Below are 19,910 nucleotides of genomic sequence, written 5' to 3' on the forward strand. Positions count from 1 at the left end.
ATGCTTTATATATAACAAACATTATTTATTATAAAATAAACTAGAAGAAAAAATTCTGGTTTATTTAAATGGTGCAATTAATCCTAATTTATCACGTATATCTTTTAAAGTTTTTTCAGATTTTAATTGAGATTTCATTGCGCCTTCATAAGCTATTTTTTTTAAATAAGATTCGTCGTAACGATAATTATTATAAGATTTTTGCAATTTAGATAAAAATTTAGATAAATAATCTGCAACAATCTTTTTAAATTCTGAGTACATTATACCTTCTAATTCTTTTAGTAAAAAACTGATATCTTTATTAGTAATAGCAGAAAGAATTTCTAATAAATTTGAAATTCCTGGTTTTTTTTCTACATCGTAATATATTTTATATGGCATTTCTGAATCGGTAAAAGCATGTTGTATTTTTAATATAATAGTTGGAATATCGTCTAATAAAAAGATTACATTGTTTTTATTAATATCAGATTTAGACATTTTTTTATTTGGTTCCAATAAAGACATAATTTTAGAACCATATTGAGTAATGAGTGGTTCAGGTAATGTAAATATATTACCGTACAAAGTATTAAATCGATTAGCTATATTCCGTGTTAATTCTATGTGCTGTTTTTGATCTCGTCCTACTGGAACAAAATTAGTTTGATATAACAAAATATCTGACGCCATTAAAATTGGATAATTAAATAAAGCTGCATTTGTTTGTTGTGTACAATTTTGTTTTATGTTTCGTTTAATTTTAAATTGTGTCATACGAAGTAATTCTGAAAATTGACTAAAACAATTTAAAATCCAATTTAGTTGACTATGCTGATAAGCATGAGATTGAATAAAAATAATACTTTTATTCGGATCCACCCCGCAAGCTAAATAAAAAGATAATGTATCAAAAGTAAATGTTTTTAAATCAATTTTATTTTCCTGCATAGTTAGCGCATGCAAATCAGCAACACAATAGAGACATTCATAATCATGCTGCATTTTAGACCAATGACGCATTGTACCTATATAATTTCCAAGAGTTAAGTTTCCAGAAGGCTGTACAGCACTAAATAAAATAGGTTTAGAAAAAATCATTGCATATCCTAAATAAAATGTTAATGAATAGATCTAGAACAAACATGTTGCAATTCTTTTCGAATTTTTTTAATGATAAGCTCATAATTAGAATACTTAAATAATCCAGATCCGATAACAAAAACATTAGCTCCAGCTAATGCAATCTCAGCAATATTATTTAGTTTTACTCCACCATCTACTTCTAAAAGAATGTCAGGAAAATTAGCATCAATCATTTTTCTTACTTCACGTAATTTATCTAATGTAGATGGTAAAAAAGACTGATTACCAAATCCCGGATTTACTGACATTAATAAAATTAAATCTAATTTTTCTAGTATATGATCAAGAAAATTAAGTGGTGTAGCAGGATTAAATGCTAATCCTGCTTTACATCCATGTTCCTTAATTAACTGTAATGTTCGTTCAATATGAAGCGTTGCTTCTGGATGAAAAGTAATAAAAGTTGCTCCTGCTTTAGCAAATTGAGGAATTAAATTATCTACTGGTTTTACCATTAAATGAACATCAATTGGTGCGTTAATATTATAATTGCGCAATGATTCTAAGATCATAGGACCCATAGTTAAATTCGGTACATAATGATTATCCATAACATCAAAATGTATCAAATCACTTCCTGCATCTATTGCTTTTTTTGTATCTTTTCCTAAACGAGCAAAATCAGCAGATAAAATTGATGGAGCTAAAAAAAAATTTTTCATCTTAATTTTCCTATCTTTAATCTGAATTAATTTATTATAATTTTAATTATATAAAGCTAATAATTCATTAAATTTTTTCCGATTTTTTACGGTGCAACTAATAGAACGTTTAGATTTTATAAAATATAAGAAAGCTTTTTGGTATAATATACGTGTTAATAAAATATCTTGATTTGATACTAAAAAAGGAATAGATTTTTTTTTAAAAATAGATTCTATAAGATATACTAATTTTTTATGTTCATAAAAATCAAAATGATTAATATAATATCTAGTAAAATTCGAAGTTTTAGATAAAGGCAAATAAGGTGGATCACAGTATACTACAGAATCAGTTTTAATTTTTTTTAATGTATTATTATAAGAAGAACAAATAAACACTGCTTTTTGAGCATGTTCAGAAAATTGATATAATTCTTTTTGTGGAAAATATGGTTTTTGATAACTTCCAAAAGGAACATTGAATTCTCCTTTTAAATTATATCGACATAATCCATTATAGCAATGTCTATTTAAATATAAGAAAATCAGTGCTTTTTGATAATTGTTAGAACTACTATTAAATATAGTGCGATGTATAGAATAAAAATCTAGTTTATTGGTGCGAGGGGTAAAAAAAAATTGTGCATCATTAATAAAATCTAAAAAACGAGTTTTAACAATATTAAATAAATTAATAAGATCACTATTAATATCTGCTAAAATATAATTATTATAGTTAGTATTCAAGAATACTGAACCGGCACCTACAAATGGTTCAATTAAACATTTTCTTTCGGGAAGGATTTTAAGGATATAGTCTAACATTAAATATTTTCCTCCTGCCCATTTTAGAAAAGAACGTTTTTTTTTCATAAAATATCTATATTATTTGATTTAGTTTGAGGTGCAATCTTTTTAAAATGTTATTTTTACTCTCTATAGTTTTATTTGATAATTTAAAACATATTAATTATAAAATATTTTTTGAATATTTTGTTAACAAATATGTGATTTTAAAAAGAAAAAATTTTTTATTCTAAATATAAATTTTGCATTAAAAATATGGAATAGATAATTTCCTTCTAAAGAATAAAACTATAAGAGCAAAAAATAGTTAAAAACTATATGATGATATTAGATAATTTTAATATTTTAGACGAAAACAATTTATTGAGAATTTTTAATAGCAGTTAAAATAATGTTTTTATCTATATTATTATAGATTTCTGCTTTTCCAACAGAGAGCGGAAGTACTAGTCTAATTTCTCCTGAAATTACTTTTTTATCTCTCATCATATATGGGATATATGAAGCAGCAGACATATTTTTTGGTCCTTTTATAGGTAAACCAGTTCTTTGTAATAAAACAAGTATTCTTTTAAAATCAATTGTTTTTAAGAGTCCTAATAATTCAGCAGTGCGTGCAGCCATAACTATACCCACTGATATTGCTTCTCCATGTAGCCAATTTCCATATCCGGCATGCACTTCGATCGCATGACCATATGTATGACCAAGATTCAATAATGCTCTAAAATTATTTTCTCTTTCATCTAAAGAAATTAATTGTGATTTTAACTCACAACATTTTTTTATACAATAAGACATAGCTGTATGATTAAGAGCTAAAATAGATTCAATGTTTTCTTCTAACCAAGAAAAAAATGTTTCATCAAAAATAATAGCATATTTAATTACTTCTGCCATACCAGATACTAATTCAGTATATGGAAGTGTGTTCAAGCAATCGATGTCAATGATTACAGAAGATGGTTGCCAAAAAGAACCAATCATGTTTTTACCAAGTAAATGATTCACAGCTGTTTTTCCTCCAACAGAAGCATCTACTTGAGATAAAAGAGTAGTTGGTATTTGAATAAAACGTACGCCTCTTTGATAAACAGAAGCAGCAAAACCAGCTAAATCACCTATCACACCTCCACCTAACGCAACGATAGTTGTATCGCGAGCATGTTTTTTTTCTAATAAAGCAGAAATTATTAGCTCCATCTCATTTAATGTTTTATACTGTTCACCATCTGATAAAATTACTTGATCTATTTTAATTCCAGACTTTCTTAAATGATAAAAAATTTTATCTTTTAAAAGATTAGCTAGTGTTTTATTAGTCACTAACATTGCTTGATCACCAGGTTTTAAAGGCCAGAAGATATTATCTTCTTGAATAATACCAGATCCTATATTAATAGGATAACTACGTTCTCCTAGAACAACTTTTAATCGTTCCACAATGTTTTATACTCCACATATTCTTTATTATTGGTCTTGATTATATTTCTTCTAATAAACGAATTATATTAAAAGCTACAGATTTAGCACTGTAATCATCAGTTTGAACTTTTATATCTGCAATTTCTTCATATAAAGGATTTCTTTCATGAGCTAGATTTTCTAATATAATGCGATTTGAGGTAACAGATTGTAATAATGGTCTTGTTTTATCTCTTTTAGTACGTGCTAATTGTTTTTCAATTGTTGTTTCTAAATAAACAACAATACCACGAGATGATAGAAAATTACGAGTTTCTTTAAACTTGACTGAACCTCCTCCGGTAGCAAGAACAATACCTTGTTTAATAGTTAATTCATCAATAATTTTTCGTTCTCTCAAACGAAAACCACTTTCACCTTCTACATCAAATACCCAACTTATATCAGCTCCAGTACGCTTCTCAATTTCTTGATCAGAATCAAAAAATTCCATGTTAAGTTGTTGAGACAATTGACGACCAATAGTACTTTTTCCGGCACCCATAGGACCAACTAGAAAAATATTTCGTTTTTCTGCCATTTTTTTATTACTAGGATAATTCGTTAATAATACCAATGCTCAGCATATTTTGCCGGCAGGACATAAACACACGCGAAAATAGAATAAAATAAATTATAATAATTTTTAAATGTAGAAATATTTTATATTATTTTTTCATTAATCAATTCAATCCTTTTTATTAATACAGCAAAAATATAACAATAACTATCTTTTAAAAATATAATAAAAATATATTCTATCAGAATCAGCATAATTTTTTCTATTTTTATTTTAAAAAAGATATCTTTTTTTGCTGATATAAAAAAATATTAAGTGTTATTCAAAAAAAATATAATATAGATAAGTAAAAACTTGACGCAGTTGATTTTTTTATATTAAAATACAATAAAAGCAATTTTTTTAATATTTTTTTAAAAAATGGTGAGATGTCCGAGAGGCTTAAGGAGCACGCTTGGAAAGCGTGTATATGGCAACGTATCAAGGGTTCGAATCCCTTTCTCACCAAAAAAATATATATTGTGAATTTAGAAACAAAATATTTTTTTATAAAATTGACTCTAGAGCTAATTCAATCATATCATTAAACGTCGACTCTCTTTCTATTGATGAAAGAGATTTTTTATTTATAATATGATCAGATACTGTACATATTGACAATGCTTGAGCTTTTAATTCAGAAGCCACTCCATATATTCCTGCAGTCTCCATATCAACTCCTATAATATTATATTTCTTTAAAATATTTAGCATTATATTGTCATCATTATAAAAAGAATCTGTGGTAAAAAAATTACCAATAGAGACTTTAATATTCATTTTTCTTGCAACTGAAACTATATTATAAATTAAATCAAAATCTGCAATAGCAGAAAAATCATGGTTATTAAATTTTATTCTATGTACTTTCGAATCAGTAGAAGCACCCATACTAATCACTATATCACGTAACTTTATGTCATCTCTTACAGCACCACAAGTTCCTATACGAATAATTTTTTTTACATTAAATTCAACAATTAATTCTCGTGTATAAAGAGAAGCCGATGGTATACCGATACCATGACTCATTATTGAAACTTTTCGATTTTTGTAAAATCCAGTATAAGCTAACATTAAGCGAGTATTATTAATTTGAATATAATTATTTAAATATTTTTCAGTAATATATTTTGCTCGTATTGGATCTCCTGGCATAAGAACGACATCTGAAAAATCATTTTTTTTACTACTTATATGAGGAGTAGACACTAATTTTTTCCTTTTTTTACATATAAAAAATAGACCTTAAATTTTTAAAGCATATTTCGACCATAAGGCATATCAGTCAATAAAAAATATTTGGCAATAGTTTGTCCAATATCAGAAAAAGTTTTACGGTGACCTAAATAATTTTTCTTAATTCCTGGTGAATAAATTAATATAGGAACATTTTCTCGAGTATGATCTGTTCCTTTCCAAGTTGGATCACAACCATGATCTGCAGTTAAAATTAATAAATCATTTTCTTGAACTAAATCAATTATTTCAGGTAGTCTGTAATCGAAAAACTCTAAACCTCTAGCATACCCGGAAACATCACGACGGTGACCCCAAAGCGAATCAAAATCTACTAAATTGGTAAATATAATAGTATTATTAACAGCTACTTTCATCTCATTAATTGTTGTATTACATAGTTCATTAATCCCAATAGATTTAATTGCTTTACTTATTCCTACTCCACCATAAATATCAGAAACTTTACCAATAGCAATCACTTGTCCATTTTTTTCATCTATTAATTTTTTAATAACTGTTGTAGAAAAAGGTTTAATGGAAAAATCACGTCTATTTCCTGTTCGTTGAAAATTAGATTTGTTATTACCAATAAAAGGTCTTGCAATCACTCTTGCAACCTTGTATTTGTATTTATCTAAAATAAAACGAACAGTTTTACATAATTTATAAAGATTTTTCAAACCAAAAAATGTTTCATGACATGCTATCTGAAAAACAGAATCTGATGAAGTATATATAATAGGTTTTCTTGTTTTAATATGTTCTTCGCCTAAATTATGGATAATATCAGTTCCTGATGCATGACAATTTCCAATAAAACCTGTTAATTTTGATATATTTATAATTTTTTCTAATAAATTATGATTGAAGCTATGCTGCTTTTCTTTAAAATAATACCAGTCACTTAAAACTGGGACCCCTGCAATTTCCCAGTGCCCTGAAGTAGTATCTTTACCAGAAGAAATCTCGCTCGCGAAAGCATAACTAGCAATAGTATGTAAATTTTGATCGAATCCTAAAGGATAGTTTCCTGTAGATTCTTTATATGCATTTATTATTCCTAATTTCACTAAATTAGGAATGAATAAAGAACCTTTTCTTCCTATATTCGCTTCACCTAAAAAACACTTTTCTACTATATGTCCAAATGTATCTGCACCAATATCATTAAATTTATCCGCATCAGAACTAGAGCCTATTCCAAACGAATCTAAAACAATTAAAAAAACTCGTTTCATAATTAAAATTCCAAAAATTTATCAAAAAATAATTAATTTTTTAAGAAATTACTGTTCTCGTATTTTATCAAAAAAAATATCAGGATTCTGAGTTATGACTATATTTAAATTGGCAATGCTTGGTGCTAAATATATTAAACTATCAGAAGTATCATATGCTAAATAAAGACTATTATTTTTTTTAAAGTGATCAATCTTATGATAATTTTCAGATCTAATCCAACGTGCAAGAACAATATTAATCTTTTTGTATATTGCATCTATATTATATTCTATTCTTAAACGTTCAATAACAACATCAAACTGTAATATTCCAATTGCACCTAAAATTAGATTATTATTAAGAATAGGACGAAATACTTGCACAGTTCCTTCTTCAGATAATTGTACTAAACCTTTTTTTAATTGTTTTTGTTTAAGAGGATTGTTTAAGTAAATAAGACGAAAAATTTCTGGTGCAAAACTTGGTATTCCAATAAACTTAATGTCTTCTCCTTCTGTAAAAGTATCTCCAATTTTAATTGTTCCATGATTATGTAGGCCTATAACATCACCAGGATAGGCTTTATTTATTGATATTCTATCACCAGCTAAAAAAGTGAAAGCATCAGAAATAGTTATATTTTTTTTTACTCGTACATGTTTTAATTTCATTCCTTTTGTGTATTTGCCTGAAACAATTCTCATGAATGCTATTCTATCACGGTGTTTTAAATCCATATTAGCTTGAATTTTAAATATAAAACCTGTAAATTTTTTTTCCTGAGGATATACTTTACGTTTATTACTTTGGCGATACAACGGAGAAGGAGCCCATCTTATTAAACTATCTAACACATGATCAATACCGAAATTTCCAAGTGCACTACCAAAAAAAACCGGCGTTATCATACCTTTTAAAAATTTTTCTTTATTAAATTTTGCATATATATTAATAATTAATTCTAGCTCTTGACGAACATGTATAGATAAATCTGTTCCAATGTATTCATTTAGTAAACTATTAGAAAAATCAAAAAAACTATGTATCTTTAAAAAATTTCTTTTAAATAATTTATTTTTATACAAATACATTATTTTATCATGAATATGATAGACTCCTTTAAAATTTTTTCCGCAACTAATAGGCCAATTAATAGGAATGCAACTTAATTTTAAATCTTTTTCAATTTCATCTAGAATTTCTATTGGTTCTAGACTATCACGATCTAACTTATTAACAAAAGTGATAATAGGAGTATTATGAATACGTGTAACATCTATTAATTTTTTAGTTCGCTCTTCTATACCTTTCGCAGCATCAATTACAACTAAACAACAATCTACAGCGGTAAGAATACGATATGTATCTTCTGAAAAATCTTGATGACCAGGAGTATCTAATAAATTTATTAAAATGTTTTTATATGTGAATTGCATAACTGAAGTTGTTACAGAAATTCCACGTTCTTTTTCAATATTCATCCAATCTGATTTAGCATACTTTCCATTTCCCCGACCTTTTATTGCACCAGAAATACGAATTACTTTCCCAAATAATAATATTTTTTCAGTAATAGTAGTTTTTCCAGCATCAGGATGAGAAATAATTGCAAAAGTTCTTCTTTTACTCAATTCCTGTTCATGATTTGAATTCAACATATATACACTCATTTATAATACGTAATATTAAGTACTCATATAAAAAATATAATACATAAAAAAACTTTATCTATCTAATAAAATAATTATTAAAAAATTTATTTTAAAAATCGGATATTAGACTTACCTTGATTTATTATAAAAAAATAGTAAAATCATATAATTTATTATATCAATAATATTTACACAATCTGAAATTTTATATTATATTTTTTAGAAAAGTATAAATTTCATAATGTTTGAATATAATTTCAATATAATTATTGTAAATAAATAATACAAAAGAGTTGCAAAATGAAGAAAAAATTTATGTATATTGCATATACAGGTGGAACAATCGGTATGCAAAAATCACAATATGGATATATTCCTGTTTCTGGATATCTTCAAAAACAACTCTTAAATATGCCTGAATTCTACAGTCAGGAAATGCCTAATTTTATTATAAAAGAATATGAACCATTAATTGATTCTTCTAATATGACACCAATAGAATGGCAAATTATTGCTGATGATATAGAAAAAAATTATCATCAATACGATGGTTTTATTATTCTCCACGGAACTGATACAATGGCATATACCGCTTCTGCCTTGTCATTTATATTAGAAAACTTAGAAAAGCCTGTCATTATAACAGGATCTCAAATTCCCTTGTCAGAAATACGTTCTGATGGTCGTCAAAACCTATTAAACTCGCTTTTAATGGCAGCAAATTATCCAATTAATGAAGTAACTTTATTTTTTCATCATAGACTATATAGAGGAAATAGAGCTACTAAATCACATGCTGATAGTTTTGATGCTTTTTCGTCTCCTAATTTAAAACCATTGCTAGAAGTCGGAGTAAACATTCGTTGTTTTTATAAAACAAAATTAAAAAAAAATAAAAAACAGCTAAAAGTCTATCAAGTAACACCTCAACCAATTAGTATAATTACTATTTATCCAGGAATTTCTAGAAAAGTTATTCAAAATTTTTTACTATATCCGATAAAAGCATTAATTTTATGCACATACGGCATAGGAAATGCGCCTCAAAGCAAAGGGTTTTTAAAAGAATTATATCTTGCTGTATATAAAAAAAATATTATTATTGTAAATGTAACACAATGTGCATCTGGAAGAGTAGACATGAATGGATATGCAACAGGTAGTTCGCTTATAAAAGTTGGAGTTATTAGTGGTTATGATTTAACAATAGAATCAGCTTTAACTAAATTACATTTTTTACTAAGTCAAAATATCTCAAAAGAAAACATTTGTTTTCAAATGCAAAATAATCTACGTGGCGAATTGACTCCTATTAAACAATATTAATAAAACTAACATGTATGTTATCATGTCAAGCTAATAAAATGAATGCTGTCCATGTAAATGATTCGTTTCATCGCATACTTTTTGTATTTCAGGAAAAGAAAATAATATTTTTTTTTCAACTGTCTCTTTTAAAGTTAAACCAATCATTGAACATCCATTACAACCTCCACTAAATCGTATTATAGCAATGCCGCCTTTTTCTATTCTAATTAAGTCTACTTGTCCTCCATGCATTGATAATTGAGGATTAATTTCTAATCTTAAAAAATATTTTATTTTTTCCTCTAATGAAAAAATATTTTTTTTAGAAAAATTATGCTTTGCATATGGTGCTTTTAATGTTAGTTGTGAACCAAGTTTATCAAAAATAAGATCAATTTCTGAATTTTTTAAATAAGAAAGAATATCTTTATTGACATAAACGAAAAATTTATCATATTTTAATTGAATATCTGATTCTTCTATCTCATTTTCTGGACAAAAAGCAACACCACATTCTGCACTAGGCGTGCCTGGATTAACAATAAAAATACGTATTTGAGTACCGGTGGGCTCATTTAACAAAAGAGATATAAAATGTTTTTGTGCGTTTTTAGAAATATTAATCATGAGAGTTATTTAAAGACAAATTTTTATTTGATAAATAATATCACTAATTTAATGAAATAAATACAATAATATTTAACTTTTAAAAAATATTTTTTTAAAAAATACACATTTAATTATAAAAAAAGAAGACAAAAAAAATTTATTGGACTATGATAGAAAAAGAAAAAATCAATATTATTGTACTAAATAGATCAAAAATAAATTCGAAAATATAGTTTTTTATCATTCAAAAACTGATTTTTTTAAATTTTATTTAATTGAATTACCCGGATCTAGAAAAATAAAAATTTATCTCCTATAAAAATAGATAAAAATAATTATAATATTACATTATAATATATCAACATTCTATTTTGATAGGATGTTCTATTGATGGATTGAGCGATAATTATTTCGTTTTGTTTTATCCTGAATATAATTTTTCTATAATTAGCATAACTTCTTCGCCATGTTTTATAGAATAAATATGACTAGGAAGGAATAAAAAAAGATATAGCATGTCATTTTTCTACTAATCTTACAAAAAAATATTATCAAAAATAGATAAATTTTTACATTCTTAAAATATGAATTCCATAAAATCTCTTCGAGATAAGACAACATTAAAAAATATATTATTTTTTCAACCTGAGAAAAGTGTACAATTGTTAGAATATAGTTTAGAAATAATTTTTTTAATGAGTTTACATTTAGATATTACTTATATTAAAATTCCTCTCTTAAGAATATATCGTGTATTAGATCACTTAGTTCCTAAAAAAATAATAAATATTCTTAATAAGAAATAACACAAAACTAATTTAAATTATTATAAAAAAGCTACTCATACTTCATTTATTTCATATCAAACTAATTTTTTTCTATCTTATTAAATTATAAAAAATTATTTTAAACTACAAAAATGCATTGCCCCAAAAAAATTGGGGCGTTTGTTTATTTAATATTTAGAATATTTTATTAAAAAGGAATTTCGTCATCAAAATCTATTTCTGAAGAAGAATGAATTAAATCTTTATTAGACTTATGTGTTTCTATATTAGGATTCAAATCTACTTTATCTATTTTTTTTATTTTCGTTACAGTATTGTTACTATCATGTATTGGCATTGTTTGTAAGTTAGAACTACGATTACCTAACATTTGCATTGTACCACCAATATTTACAATAATTTCTGTCGTATAACGTTCTAATCCATTTTGATCTTGCCATTTTCTAGTTTGTAACGATCCTTCAATATATACCTGAGAACCCTTTCGAAGATATTCGCCAGCAATTTCTGCTAATTTTCCAAATAAAACTATTCTATGCCACTCCGTTTTTTCTTTATTTTCTCCGGTGTTTTTATCTTTCCAATTTTCTGAAGTAGCTAATGTCATATTTACTACTGCATTGCCATTTGGCATATAACGAACCTCAGGATCTTGACCCAAGTGTCCAATAAGAATAACTTTATTTACACCTCTACTTGCCATAATAAAAACTCCATTTTTTAAATTTTATTTAAAAAAATATACTCACATGTATAAATTTAAATTTAATTTTTTAAGTATTTTATTTAGTATAATCAAATCTATAAAAATGCTATATTATTTTTTAAAACTTTTAAAATATATTAAACGTTAACTGCTTGTTATCTTTTATTATTAGTTTAGAAAAAATGTTATAATTCTTCATATTATTAATTTAAAATTAACATTCATTTTATAAAAAATAATCATATATTCTATCTTTTACGGTAAGAAAAAATTATCTATGAATTTTTATTAAAATATTTATTTTGTTAAGTTTGAAAAAATAATTAATATTATTAAATATAATTTGTATTATTTTAAATACTACATACCTTTCTAAAATAATTCAAAAATACAAATATAATATTTTTAATAAAAAGATCAATCATGTCATAAAAAATCAATATTCTTATAAAGAATATCACGAGTATATATCACATATATTTTATAATTTTTTAGTTTTGTAATATAGACAAAAAAGATAAAAAATATTTAAAAAATGACACAAATAGATTAGCCCATAGATAGTATATTATTGCAATATTACGATATAATTTCATACAGATTCACTAAATAATGGTATATGCAATAAATATGGCTAAAAATAAATTATATTTAAATCAAATCAATAGATTAAAAATTCCACCACATTCTTTAGAAGCAGAACAATCAGTATTAGGTGGTTTAATGTTAGATAATGAACAATGGGATAGTGTTTCAGAACATGTAGTTGCTGATGATTTTTTTAGCAAACCTCATCGATTGATATTTCAAGAAATGCAAAAACTTCTTGATCTAGGATATCCAATAGATTTGATCACTCTATCTGAGTCTTTAGAACAAAAGGGAAAATTAGAAAGCGTCGGTAGATTTTCCTATTTAGCTGAACTTTCAAAAAATACTCCTAGTACAGCAAATATCACTGCTTATGCTGATATAGTTCGAGAACGTGCAATAGTAAGAGAAATGATATTAGTAGCGAATAAAATAGCTAATGCTGGATACGACACACAAGGTAGAAAAAGCGAAGAATTATTAGATTATGCAGAATCTAGCGTATTTAAGATTGCAGAAAAACGCTTCAAAAAAGACTCAGGACCAAAAAATGTAGAACAAATTCTTGATGAAACTGTTGCTAGTATTGAAAAATTATTTTTATCACCTCACGATGGTGTAACAGGAATTAATACAGGATATCAAGACTTAAATAAAAAAACATCAGGATTACAACGTTCTGAACTTATTATTATTGCAGCCAGGCCTTCCATGGGAAAAACAACATTTGCAATGAATCTATGTGAAAATGCTGCTATGCTTTATGATAAACCTGTATTAATATTTAGTTTAGAAATGCCTGGAGAACAAATTATGATGCGCATGCTAGCATCTTTATCTAGAGTTAATCAAGCAAGAATTCGTACTGGACAATTAAATGATGAAGATTGGGCACGTATATCTGGAACTATTAATATCCTTCTTAAAAAAAAGAATATTTACATTGATGATTCTTCAGCATTAACACCTAGTGAAGTCCGTTCACGAGCACGGCGTATTTACCGTGAAAATAATGGATTAACTTTAATTATGGTTGATTATCTTCAATTAATGAGAGTTCCTTCTCTTTCTGAAAATCGTACTCTTGAAATTGCAGAAATATCTAGAACATTAAAAGCATTAGCAAAAGAGTTACAAGTTCCAGTAATAGCATTATCACAACTTAATAGATCTTTAGAACAAAGATCCGATAAAAGACCAGTAAATTCAGATTTACGTGAATCAGGATCTTTAGAACAAGATGCAGATTTAATAATGTTTATATACCGTGACGAAATTTACAATGAAAATAGTGATCTTAAAGGAGTAGCAGAAATTATAATTGGAAAGCAAAGAAATGGACCAATTGGAACAATTTGTTTAACTTTTAATGGACATTGGTCTAGATTCGATAATTATTCTGGCTATAAATACGATTAAACATTAATGTTCTTGGACGTTTTTAAATAATTTAAAAATAAAATATAAATTATAATTATCAAAAAATATTTTTTTAATTATTTAATAATACAACAATTAATTCTTTTTTAAATAAATTATTTAAATATTAAAAAACATTAAATTTTATAAAAATAAAATTTTATGAAAATAATTAAAATAATATTATTTTAGATGTAAACATATAAATATTTGCCTAATTTTATTTAGCTAAAAAAAAATATCTACTTATAAAAAATTGTTCAATTAATAAGATAAAATATATGTATAAAAAAACAAATTTAAAAATTGGAATGTTAATGGATTCCATTAAATTAATCAATATTAAAAAAGATTCAAGTTTTGCTATTTTGCTAGAAGCTCAAAAAAGAAATCATATTATCCACTATATGGAAATGAATGATCTTTATGTAAGAAAAGGACATTCATATGCAAGAACTCGTTTAATAAAATTAAAAAACAATAAAGACAATTGGTATCAATTTACTAAAGAACAAAATATCTCTTTAAGCGAATTAGACGTTATTTTTATGCGAAAAGATCCTCCATTCAACACTGAATTTATTTATGCAACATATATTCTAGAACGTGCAGAAGAAACAGGTGTTTTAATCATTAACAAACCTAAAAGTTTACGAGATTGTAATGAAAAAATGTTTATATCATGGTTTCCTCATTTAACTACTGATACTTTAGTTACAAGAAATATTTTTGAAATACATCAGTTTTGGAAAAAAAATCAAGATATTATAATAAAACCATTAGATGAAATGGGGGGTGCTAGAATCTTTCGAATTAAAAAAAATGATCCTAATTTTTCAGTTATTGTTGAAACAATGACAAATTATGAAAAAAAATATTGTATGGTTCAAAATTATTTACCAGAAATTAAACTTGGTGATAAAAGAATTTTAATTGTCAATGGTCAACCTGTACCTTGGTGTATAGCTAGAATACCACCAATTGGGGAAACAAGAGCTAATTTAGCTGCAGGAGGAAAAGGAAAAATACAGGAATTAAGTAAAACAGACTGGAAAATAGCAAATTATTTATCTCCTATTTTGAAAAAAAAAGGTTTAATTTTTGTTGGATTAGATGTAATAGGTGATAAACTAACAGAAATAAATGTGACAAGTCCAACGTGTATCTGTGAAGTTGAATCACAAAAAAATATTTCTATTACTGGAATGTTATTGGATTATATTGAAAAAAAAATATTATAATAGAGATTATGAAATGATAGTAATTGCATTTGACTTTGGAATAAAAAAAATTGGAGTAGCTGTAGGAGAAAATATAACTAAAAAAGGAAGACCTTTAAATGTTTTAAATGCTCAAAACGGACATCCAAATTGGAGTGTCGTAAAAAAAATAATACAATATTGGCAACCTAAATATATTATTGTAGGTCTTCCATTAAATATAAATGGCACAAAACAAGATATCACAAATCAATCAGAAAAATTTGCTAATTTATTAAAATATAAATTTAATATTATTGTAAAAATGCATGATGAACGTCTAACTACTGTAGAAGCTAAATCAATAATCTTTAAAAAAGATGGTTTTAAAGCATTAAAACAAGACAAAATTCATTCTTACGCTGCCACAATTATATTAGAAAGTTGGCTGAATCAATATTTTTCACAATTTAGTAATTTAAAAAATTCATAAGAGTGCGATATGAACAATATCTATTTTAATTACAAACTTATAAAAAAAAATAGAAGATATTGTAAAAGAAAATAATCTTTCTTTAAAAAAAATAAAAATAATTGCAATTAGTAAAAATCAAAATACTGATATTATTGAACAAGCAATATCATCAGGAATTAACAATTTTAGAGAAAACTATCTACAAGAAAGTATTTTAAAAATAAAAAAATGAAAAAATATAAAAATATTATCTGACATTTTATTGGTAAAAAACAGTCTAATAAAGATAAAAAGATTGCTCAGAATTTTTCTTGGTGTCAAACAGTTGATCAAAAAAAATTGCTATTTTATTAAATAAATTTAGACCAAAAAATTTTCCATCAATGAATGTATTAATACAAGTTAATCATTTTAGAGAACTAAAAGAAAATAGTATTGATACACATAAATATCAAGCACTAGAAAAAGTGATTGCTTTAATGCCTAATTTAAATTTAAGAGGAATTATGGCGATACCTTCTAAAGAAGTAAATATTATTAAAAATAATATTGAATACGAAAAAATAAAAAATATATTCAATCAATTAAAAAGAAAATATCTATCGGTAGATACCTTATCATTAGGTACAAATTTTGATATAAAAAGAATCGCTACTTGCCACAAGCAATATGGTAAGGATTGGACGCAATACTTTTAATAGATAAAAACTTATTCTTTAAATTTAATCTAAAAAGATAAAATTATTATCATGTTTACACTACCCCCTATTAGCTTATACATTCATATTCCTTGGTGCTTAAAAAAATGTGGATATTGTGATTTTTATTCATATGTTAGTCAAGAAGTTATTCCTGAAAAAAAATATATTGAAAATTTATTAAAAGATTTTGAAAAGGATTTATATCTAATTAACAATAGAGAAATCAATACTATTTTTATTGGTGGAGGTACACCTAGTTTATTAAAAAACAATTCTATAAAGACATTACTCTACGGAATAAAAAAAAGAAACATTATTTCTAAAAATGCAGAAATTAGTATAGAAGCAAATCCTAAAACGATAGAGTATCAACGTTTTATTCATTATAAAAATTCTGGTATTAATCGTTTTTCTCTCGGTGTACAAACATTTAATTCAAACTTTCTAAAAAAAATAGAACGTACATATGATGCAAAAGAAGTAATAAATGCAGTTATAGAATCAAAAAAAATCAGTGATAACTTAAATCTAGATTTAATGTATGGTTTGCCTGGTCAATTACTAGAAGATGCATTATCAGATTTACGGTTTGCTATTAAATACAATCCATCTCACATATCATGGTACCAACTCACCATAGAACCTAATACCGTATTTTATGCAAAAAAAATAAAACTACCTGATGAAGATACAATATTCAATATGCTAATTGAAGGTAATAAATTATTAAAAAAATCAGGATATAAAAAATATGAAATATCTTCATATTCAAAAATTAATTATCAGTGCCAACACAATCTTAATTATTGGAATTTTGGAGATTATATAGGAATAGGTTGCGGTGCTCATGGAAAAATTACACAAAAAAATGGAAAAATTATTCGAACTACTAAAAATAAAAGCATCAATGATTTTTTAAATGGAAATTATCTAAACTCTATACATATAGTATCTGACGAAGATAAAATATTTGAATATTTTATGAACGTATTTAGACTCTATCAACCAGTTTTTAAAAAACATTTTCGAGAAAAAACTAATCTAAATGAAAGTGTTATAGAAAAAAATATTCAAATAGCAATAAAAAAAGGATTTTTAATCAATAAGTTAGATTACTGGAATACAACAAAAAAAGGGAAAAATTTTTTAAATTTACTATTAGAAATATTTTTAAAATAAACTTAAAACATTATTTGATTAATTGAAACATTAAATCAAAAATTTTATTACCTTGAATATATCCTTTTCGTTCAAATTTCGTTACTATACGAGAGATAGGACGTTTAATAAAATTATTTGTTTTAGATAAATTTTTATAGTTTTTAATATCTTTTATTTGATCTAATATGTAAAAAGCATATGCTTCTGAATCAGTAGCAATATGTAATATACCATCTATTATTAATTTCTTTGCAATTATCTTTAAGAAACTATTTTGCAAAAGTCTTCTTTTATGATGACGTTTTTTATGCCAAGGATCTGGAAAAAAAATTTGTATAGTCGATAAAGTATGATCTATAATCATATTATGCATTACTTCGATTGCATCATAATAAATAATTCTTAAATTTTTAATTTGATAAACATAGGCAGCATGTAAACAAGATCCTATCCCTGATTTATATACTTCTATTCCTAAAAAATTTTTCTCAGGAAAATTCATTGCAGTTTTAACTAAAGATTCACCTGAACCAAAACCAATTTCTAATACAATTGGAGCATAACGATTAAAAATAGACATTAAATTTAATGCTCTTGATTGAAAATCTACACCAATCCAAGACCAATATTTTTGAATTGCACTTAATTGAGATGTAGTAATACGACCTTTTCTGCATACAAAACTGCGAATTTGACGTAAAAAAGTGCCATTATAATTATATTGAGGAGTTAGAATATTATTTTTCATGTCTTATTTAATATTTCTATATTAAATTAGTTAAAATATTTTATCTGAATAATATTATTATATTAATATTTTTTACAAAACACATCTACAATTTTTTATAAAAAATGGTTTTTATTATGATGACAAAATATTTTTTTTCACAATTAGTTTTAAACTGGTATCATAAAAATGGCAGAAAAAATTTACCATGGCATAAAAATAAAACATTATATACAGTTTGGATATCTGAAATAATGTTGCAACAAACTAAAGTACAATCTGTCATTCCTTATTTTGAAAAGTTTATATCAAATTTTCCCAATATAAAATCTTTAAGTAATAGTACATTAGATGATGTTTTACATTTATGGAGTGGTCTTGGTTATTATAATAGAGCTCAAAACATTTATAAATCAGCAAAAATAATTGAAAAAAAATATAAAGGAATATTTCCTAATCAATTCTCAGATATTATCACATTGCCTGGAATAGGAAGATCTACAGCAGGAGCTATTTTATCTTTATCATTAAATTTTTTTTATCCTATTTTAGATGGAAATGTAAAAAGAATTTTAATTCGTTATTATGGAATAATAGGATTTTTAAAAGATAAAAAAATAGAAAATAAATTATGGAATATAATTGAATCAATTACACCAATACATAATACCAATAAATTTAATCAAGGTATGATGGATATAGGTTCATCAATTTGTATATCTACAAAACCAAAATGTAAAGTTTGTCCATTAAATGAGAAATGTATTGCTCAAATAGAGAAACAATGGGAAAAATATCCCTTAAAAAATATAAAAAAAATACATCCTAAAAAAACATCTTGGTTTATTATAATTAAATATAAAAACAATATTTGGCTTGAAAAAAATACAGAAGAAAAGATTTGGAAAAATTTGTTTTGTTTTCCAAGATTTAATAATAAAAAAATAGCTTTAACATGGTTAAAAGAAAAAAAAATAGATATAAATAGATCTCAAAATATGATATCATTTTCTCACAAATTTAGTCATTTTACTCTACATATTTATCCAATTTTACTTTCATTACCTAAAATGGCAAAATATTTAAAAGAAAATAATATCAAAATTTGGTACAATTTACATAACCCTCAACACATAGGACTACCTCAACCAGTAGAAAAAATACTTAAATCTTTAAAAAAAGATATATTTTTAGAAAAAGGAAGATTAAAATAATGAGTCGTATTATTTTTTGTACATTTTTAAAAAAGAAATCTGAAGGTCAAGATTTTCAATCTTATCCAGGTGAACTAGGTCAAAAAATATATAAACACATCTCAAAGCAAGCATGGAAAAAATGGCTAGAAAAACAAACTATTTTAATTAATGAAAAAAATCTCAATATGTTAAACCTTAAAGATCGCAAAACAATTGAAAAATACATGAAGATATTTTTATTTAAAAAATAAAATTGTATTACTTATACAATTTACGCAACGTTTAAAACGTTAAAATATTTTTGCTAAAAATA

At 25.0% G+C, this 19,910-nt stretch carries 19 protein-coding genes, 1 tRNA gene and 1 pseudogene; 10 read left to right on the plus strand and 11 right to left on the minus strand.

The genetic code is table 11. The annotated features are described in order from the left end of the window. Positions 1-60: 60 nt before the first annotated feature. The 5 genes from trpS to aroK form a co-directional block, all read right to left on the minus strand. Positions 61-1,083, minus strand: a complete 1,023-nt coding sequence (gene trpS / locus G4A98_02675; protein ID QIQ42095.1) for a tryptophan--tRNA ligase — start codon at positions 1,081-1,083, stop codon at positions 61-63. A 20-nt stretch (positions 1,084-1,103) separates the two neighbouring features. Next, the gene (rpe, locus tag G4A98_02680; protein QIQ42096.1) at positions 1,104-1,790 is read right to left on the minus strand and encodes a ribulose-phosphate 3-epimerase; all 687 of its coding nucleotides are present in this window, start codon (positions 1,788-1,790) and stop codon (positions 1,104-1,106) included. Positions 1,791-1,832: 42 nt separating this feature from the next. Further along, positions 1,833-2,645 carry a Dam family site-specific DNA-(adenine-N6)-methyltransferase gene (locus G4A98_02685; GenBank protein QIQ42097.1) on the minus strand — a complete coding sequence of 271 codons (813 nt, stop codon included), beginning with the start codon at positions 2,643-2,645 and terminating at the stop codon, positions 1,833-1,835. A gap of 294 nt (positions 2,646-2,939) precedes the next feature. Next, positions 2,940-4,022, minus strand: coding sequence for a 3-dehydroquinate synthase (aroB, locus tag G4A98_02690; GenBank protein QIQ42098.1), 1,083 nt, complete (start codon positions 4,020-4,022; stop codon positions 2,940-2,942). A gap of 40 nt (positions 4,023-4,062) precedes the next feature. Continuing rightward, on the minus strand, positions 4,063-4,584 hold the full coding sequence (gene aroK, locus G4A98_02695) for a shikimate kinase AroK (GenBank protein ID QIQ42099.1): 522 nt from the start codon (positions 4,582-4,584) through the stop codon (positions 4,063-4,065). Between the two features lie 401 nt (positions 4,585-4,985). On the opposite strand from aroK, the gene G4A98_02700 reads away from it, so the two are divergent. Beyond that, positions 4,986-5,070, plus strand: a tRNA-Ser gene (locus tag G4A98_02700). Between the two features lie 39 nt (positions 5,071-5,109). Here G4A98_02700 and deoD read toward each other — a convergent pair. Genes deoD through G4A98_02715 form a run of 3 tightly spaced genes read right to left on the minus strand, consistent with a single transcriptional unit; the run spans position 5,110 to position 8,723 of the window. Continuing rightward, positions 5,110-5,814: a purine-nucleoside phosphorylase gene (gene deoD, locus G4A98_02705; GenBank protein ID QIQ42100.1), complete on the minus strand. Its 705-nt coding sequence runs from the start codon at positions 5,812-5,814 to the stop codon at positions 5,110-5,112. 44 nt (positions 5,815-5,858) lie between these two features. Further along, on the minus strand, positions 5,859-7,082 hold the full coding sequence (locus G4A98_02710; GenBank protein QIQ42101.1) for a phosphopentomutase: 1,224 nt from the start codon (positions 7,080-7,082) through the stop codon (positions 5,859-5,861). A gap of 48 nt (positions 7,083-7,130) precedes the next feature. After that, positions 7,131-8,723: a peptide chain release factor 3 gene (locus tag G4A98_02715; protein QIQ42102.1), complete on the minus strand. Its 1,593-nt coding sequence runs from the start codon at positions 8,721-8,723 to the stop codon at positions 7,131-7,133. 294 nt (positions 8,724-9,017) lie between these two features. On the opposite strand from G4A98_02715, the gene ansA reads away from it, so the two are divergent. Next, entirely contained in the window at positions 9,018-10,043 is a 1,026-nt protein-coding gene (gene ansA / locus G4A98_02720) for an asparaginase (protein QIQ42103.1), read from the plus strand. Between the two features lie 30 nt (positions 10,044-10,073). Here ansA and G4A98_02725 read toward each other — a convergent pair whose 3' ends face one another. Continuing rightward, on the minus strand, positions 10,074-10,652 hold the full coding sequence (locus G4A98_02725; protein QIQ42104.1) for an NfuA family Fe-S biogenesis protein: 579 nt from the start codon (positions 10,650-10,652) through the stop codon (positions 10,074-10,076). Between the two features lie 566 nt (positions 10,653-11,218). Here G4A98_02725 and G4A98_02730 point away from each other — a divergent pair. After that, positions 11,219-11,440, plus strand: coding sequence for a hypothetical protein (locus tag G4A98_02730; GenBank protein ID QIQ42105.1), 222 nt, complete (start codon positions 11,219-11,221; stop codon positions 11,438-11,440). Positions 11,441-11,609: 169 nt separating this feature from the next. Here the strand turns inward: G4A98_02730 and ssb are convergent, their stop codons facing one another. Continuing rightward, on the minus strand, positions 11,610-12,125 hold the full coding sequence (gene ssb / locus G4A98_02735) for a single-stranded DNA-binding protein (GenBank protein ID QIQ42106.1): 516 nt from the start codon (positions 12,123-12,125) through the stop codon (positions 11,610-11,612). Between the two features lie 615 nt (positions 12,126-12,740). Here ssb and dnaB point away from each other — a divergent pair. The 5 genes and pseudogenes from dnaB (at position 12,741) to hemW (ending at position 17,692) form a co-directional block, all read left to right on the plus strand. Beyond that, the gene (gene dnaB, locus G4A98_02740; GenBank protein QIQ42107.1) at positions 12,741-14,138 is read left to right on the plus strand and encodes a replicative DNA helicase; all 1,398 of its coding nucleotides are present in this window, start codon (positions 12,741-12,743) and stop codon (positions 14,136-14,138) included. Between the two features lie 281 nt (positions 14,139-14,419). Continuing rightward, a complete protein-coding gene (gene gshB / locus G4A98_02745; GenBank protein QIQ42108.1) occupies positions 14,420-15,379 on the plus strand; it encodes a glutathione synthase in 960 nt (319 codons plus the stop codon). 13 nt (positions 15,380-15,392) lie between these two features. Beyond that, positions 15,393-15,830 (plus strand): Holliday junction resolvase RuvX, encoded by a 438-nt coding sequence (ruvX, locus tag G4A98_02750; GenBank protein QIQ42109.1) that lies wholly within the window; start codon positions 15,393-15,395, stop codon positions 15,828-15,830. Between the two features lie 58 nt (positions 15,831-15,888). Then, positions 15,889-16,517 (plus strand): annotated as a pseudogene (locus G4A98_02755) (YggS family pyridoxal phosphate-dependent enzyme). Between the two features lie 44 nt (positions 16,518-16,561). Further along, positions 16,562-17,692, plus strand: a complete 1,131-nt coding sequence (hemW, locus tag G4A98_02760) for a radical SAM family heme chaperone HemW (protein QIQ42110.1) — start codon at positions 16,562-16,564, stop codon at positions 17,690-17,692. Positions 17,693-17,702: 10 nt separating this feature from the next. Here hemW and trmB read toward each other — a convergent pair whose 3' ends face one another. Next, a complete protein-coding gene (gene trmB, locus G4A98_02765; GenBank protein QIQ42111.1) occupies positions 17,703-18,422 on the minus strand; it encodes a tRNA (guanosine(46)-N7)-methyltransferase TrmB in 720 nt (239 codons plus the stop codon). 119 nt (positions 18,423-18,541) lie between these two features. Here trmB and mutY point away from each other — a divergent pair, with 119 nt between their 5' ends. After that, entirely contained in the window at positions 18,542-19,615 is a 1,074-nt protein-coding gene (mutY, locus tag G4A98_02770) for an A/G-specific adenine glycosylase (GenBank protein ID QIQ42180.1), read from the plus strand. Beyond that, on the plus strand, positions 19,615-19,848 hold the full coding sequence (locus G4A98_02775) for an oxidative damage protection protein (protein ID QIQ42112.1): 234 nt from the start codon (positions 19,615-19,617) through the stop codon (positions 19,846-19,848). Before mutY ends, G4A98_02775 begins: the two co-directional genes overlap by 1 nt. Positions 19,849-19,910: the final 62 nt, after the last annotated feature.

It is taken from the genome of Buchnera aphidicola (Microlophium carnosum) (genome assembly GCA_011752475.1).
GTDB classification, from domain to species: domain Bacteria; phylum Pseudomonadota; class Gammaproteobacteria; order Enterobacterales; family Enterobacteriaceae; genus Buchnera; species Buchnera aphidicola_BG.

Excerpts from the sequence above, each read along its gene's own strand:
- ruvX (QIQ42109.1), top strand. The coding sequence starts at position 15,393 with ATGATAGTAATTGCATTTGACTTTGGAATAAAAAAAATTGGAGTAGCT.
- trmB (QIQ42111.1), bottom strand. The coding sequence starts at position 18,422 with ATGAAAAATAATATTCTAACTCCTCAATATAATTATAATGGCACTTTT.
- ansA (QIQ42103.1), top strand. The coding sequence starts at position 9,018 with ATGAAGAAAAAATTTATGTATATTGCATATACAGGTGGAACAATCGGT.
- ssb (QIQ42106.1), bottom strand. The coding sequence starts at position 12,125 with ATGGCAAGTAGAGGTGTAAATAAAGTTATTCTTATTGGACACTTGGGT.
- hemW (QIQ42110.1), top strand. The coding sequence starts at position 16,562 with ATGTTTACACTACCCCCTATTAGCTTATACATTCATATTCCTTGGTGC.
- trpS (QIQ42095.1), bottom strand. The coding sequence starts at position 1,083 with ATGATTTTTTCTAAACCTATTTTATTTAGTGCTGTACAGCCTTCTGGA.
- G4A98_02725 (QIQ42104.1), bottom strand. The coding sequence starts at position 10,652 with ATGATTAATATTTCTAAAAACGCACAAAAACATTTTATATCTCTTTTG.
- G4A98_02685 (QIQ42097.1), bottom strand. The coding sequence starts at position 2,645 with ATGAAAAAAAAACGTTCTTTTCTAAAATGGGCAGGAGGAAAATATTTA.
- mutY (QIQ42180.1), top strand. The coding sequence starts at position 18,542 with ATGACAAAATATTTTTTTTCACAATTAGTTTTAAACTGGTATCATAAA.
- G4A98_02710 (QIQ42101.1), bottom strand. The coding sequence starts at position 7,082 with ATGAAACGAGTTTTTTTAATTGTTTTAGATTCGTTTGGAATAGGCTCT.
- G4A98_02775 (QIQ42112.1), top strand. The coding sequence starts at position 19,615 with ATGAGTCGTATTATTTTTTGTACATTTTTAAAAAAGAAATCTGAAGGT.
- G4A98_02715 (QIQ42102.1), bottom strand. The coding sequence starts at position 8,723 with ATGTTGAATTCAAATCATGAACAGGAATTGAGTAAAAGAAGAACTTTT.
- gshB (QIQ42108.1), top strand. The coding sequence starts at position 14,420 with ATGTATAAAAAAACAAATTTAAAAATTGGAATGTTAATGGATTCCATT.
- aroK (QIQ42099.1), bottom strand. The coding sequence starts at position 4,584 with ATGGCAGAAAAACGAAATATTTTTCTAGTTGGTCCTATGGGTGCCGGA.
- G4A98_02730 (QIQ42105.1), top strand. The coding sequence starts at position 11,219 with ATGAATTCCATAAAATCTCTTCGAGATAAGACAACATTAAAAAATATA.
- rpe (QIQ42096.1), bottom strand. The coding sequence starts at position 1,790 with ATGAAAAATTTTTTTTTAGCTCCATCAATTTTATCTGCTGATTTTGCT.
- dnaB (QIQ42107.1), top strand. The coding sequence starts at position 12,741 with ATGGTATATGCAATAAATATGGCTAAAAATAAATTATATTTAAATCAA.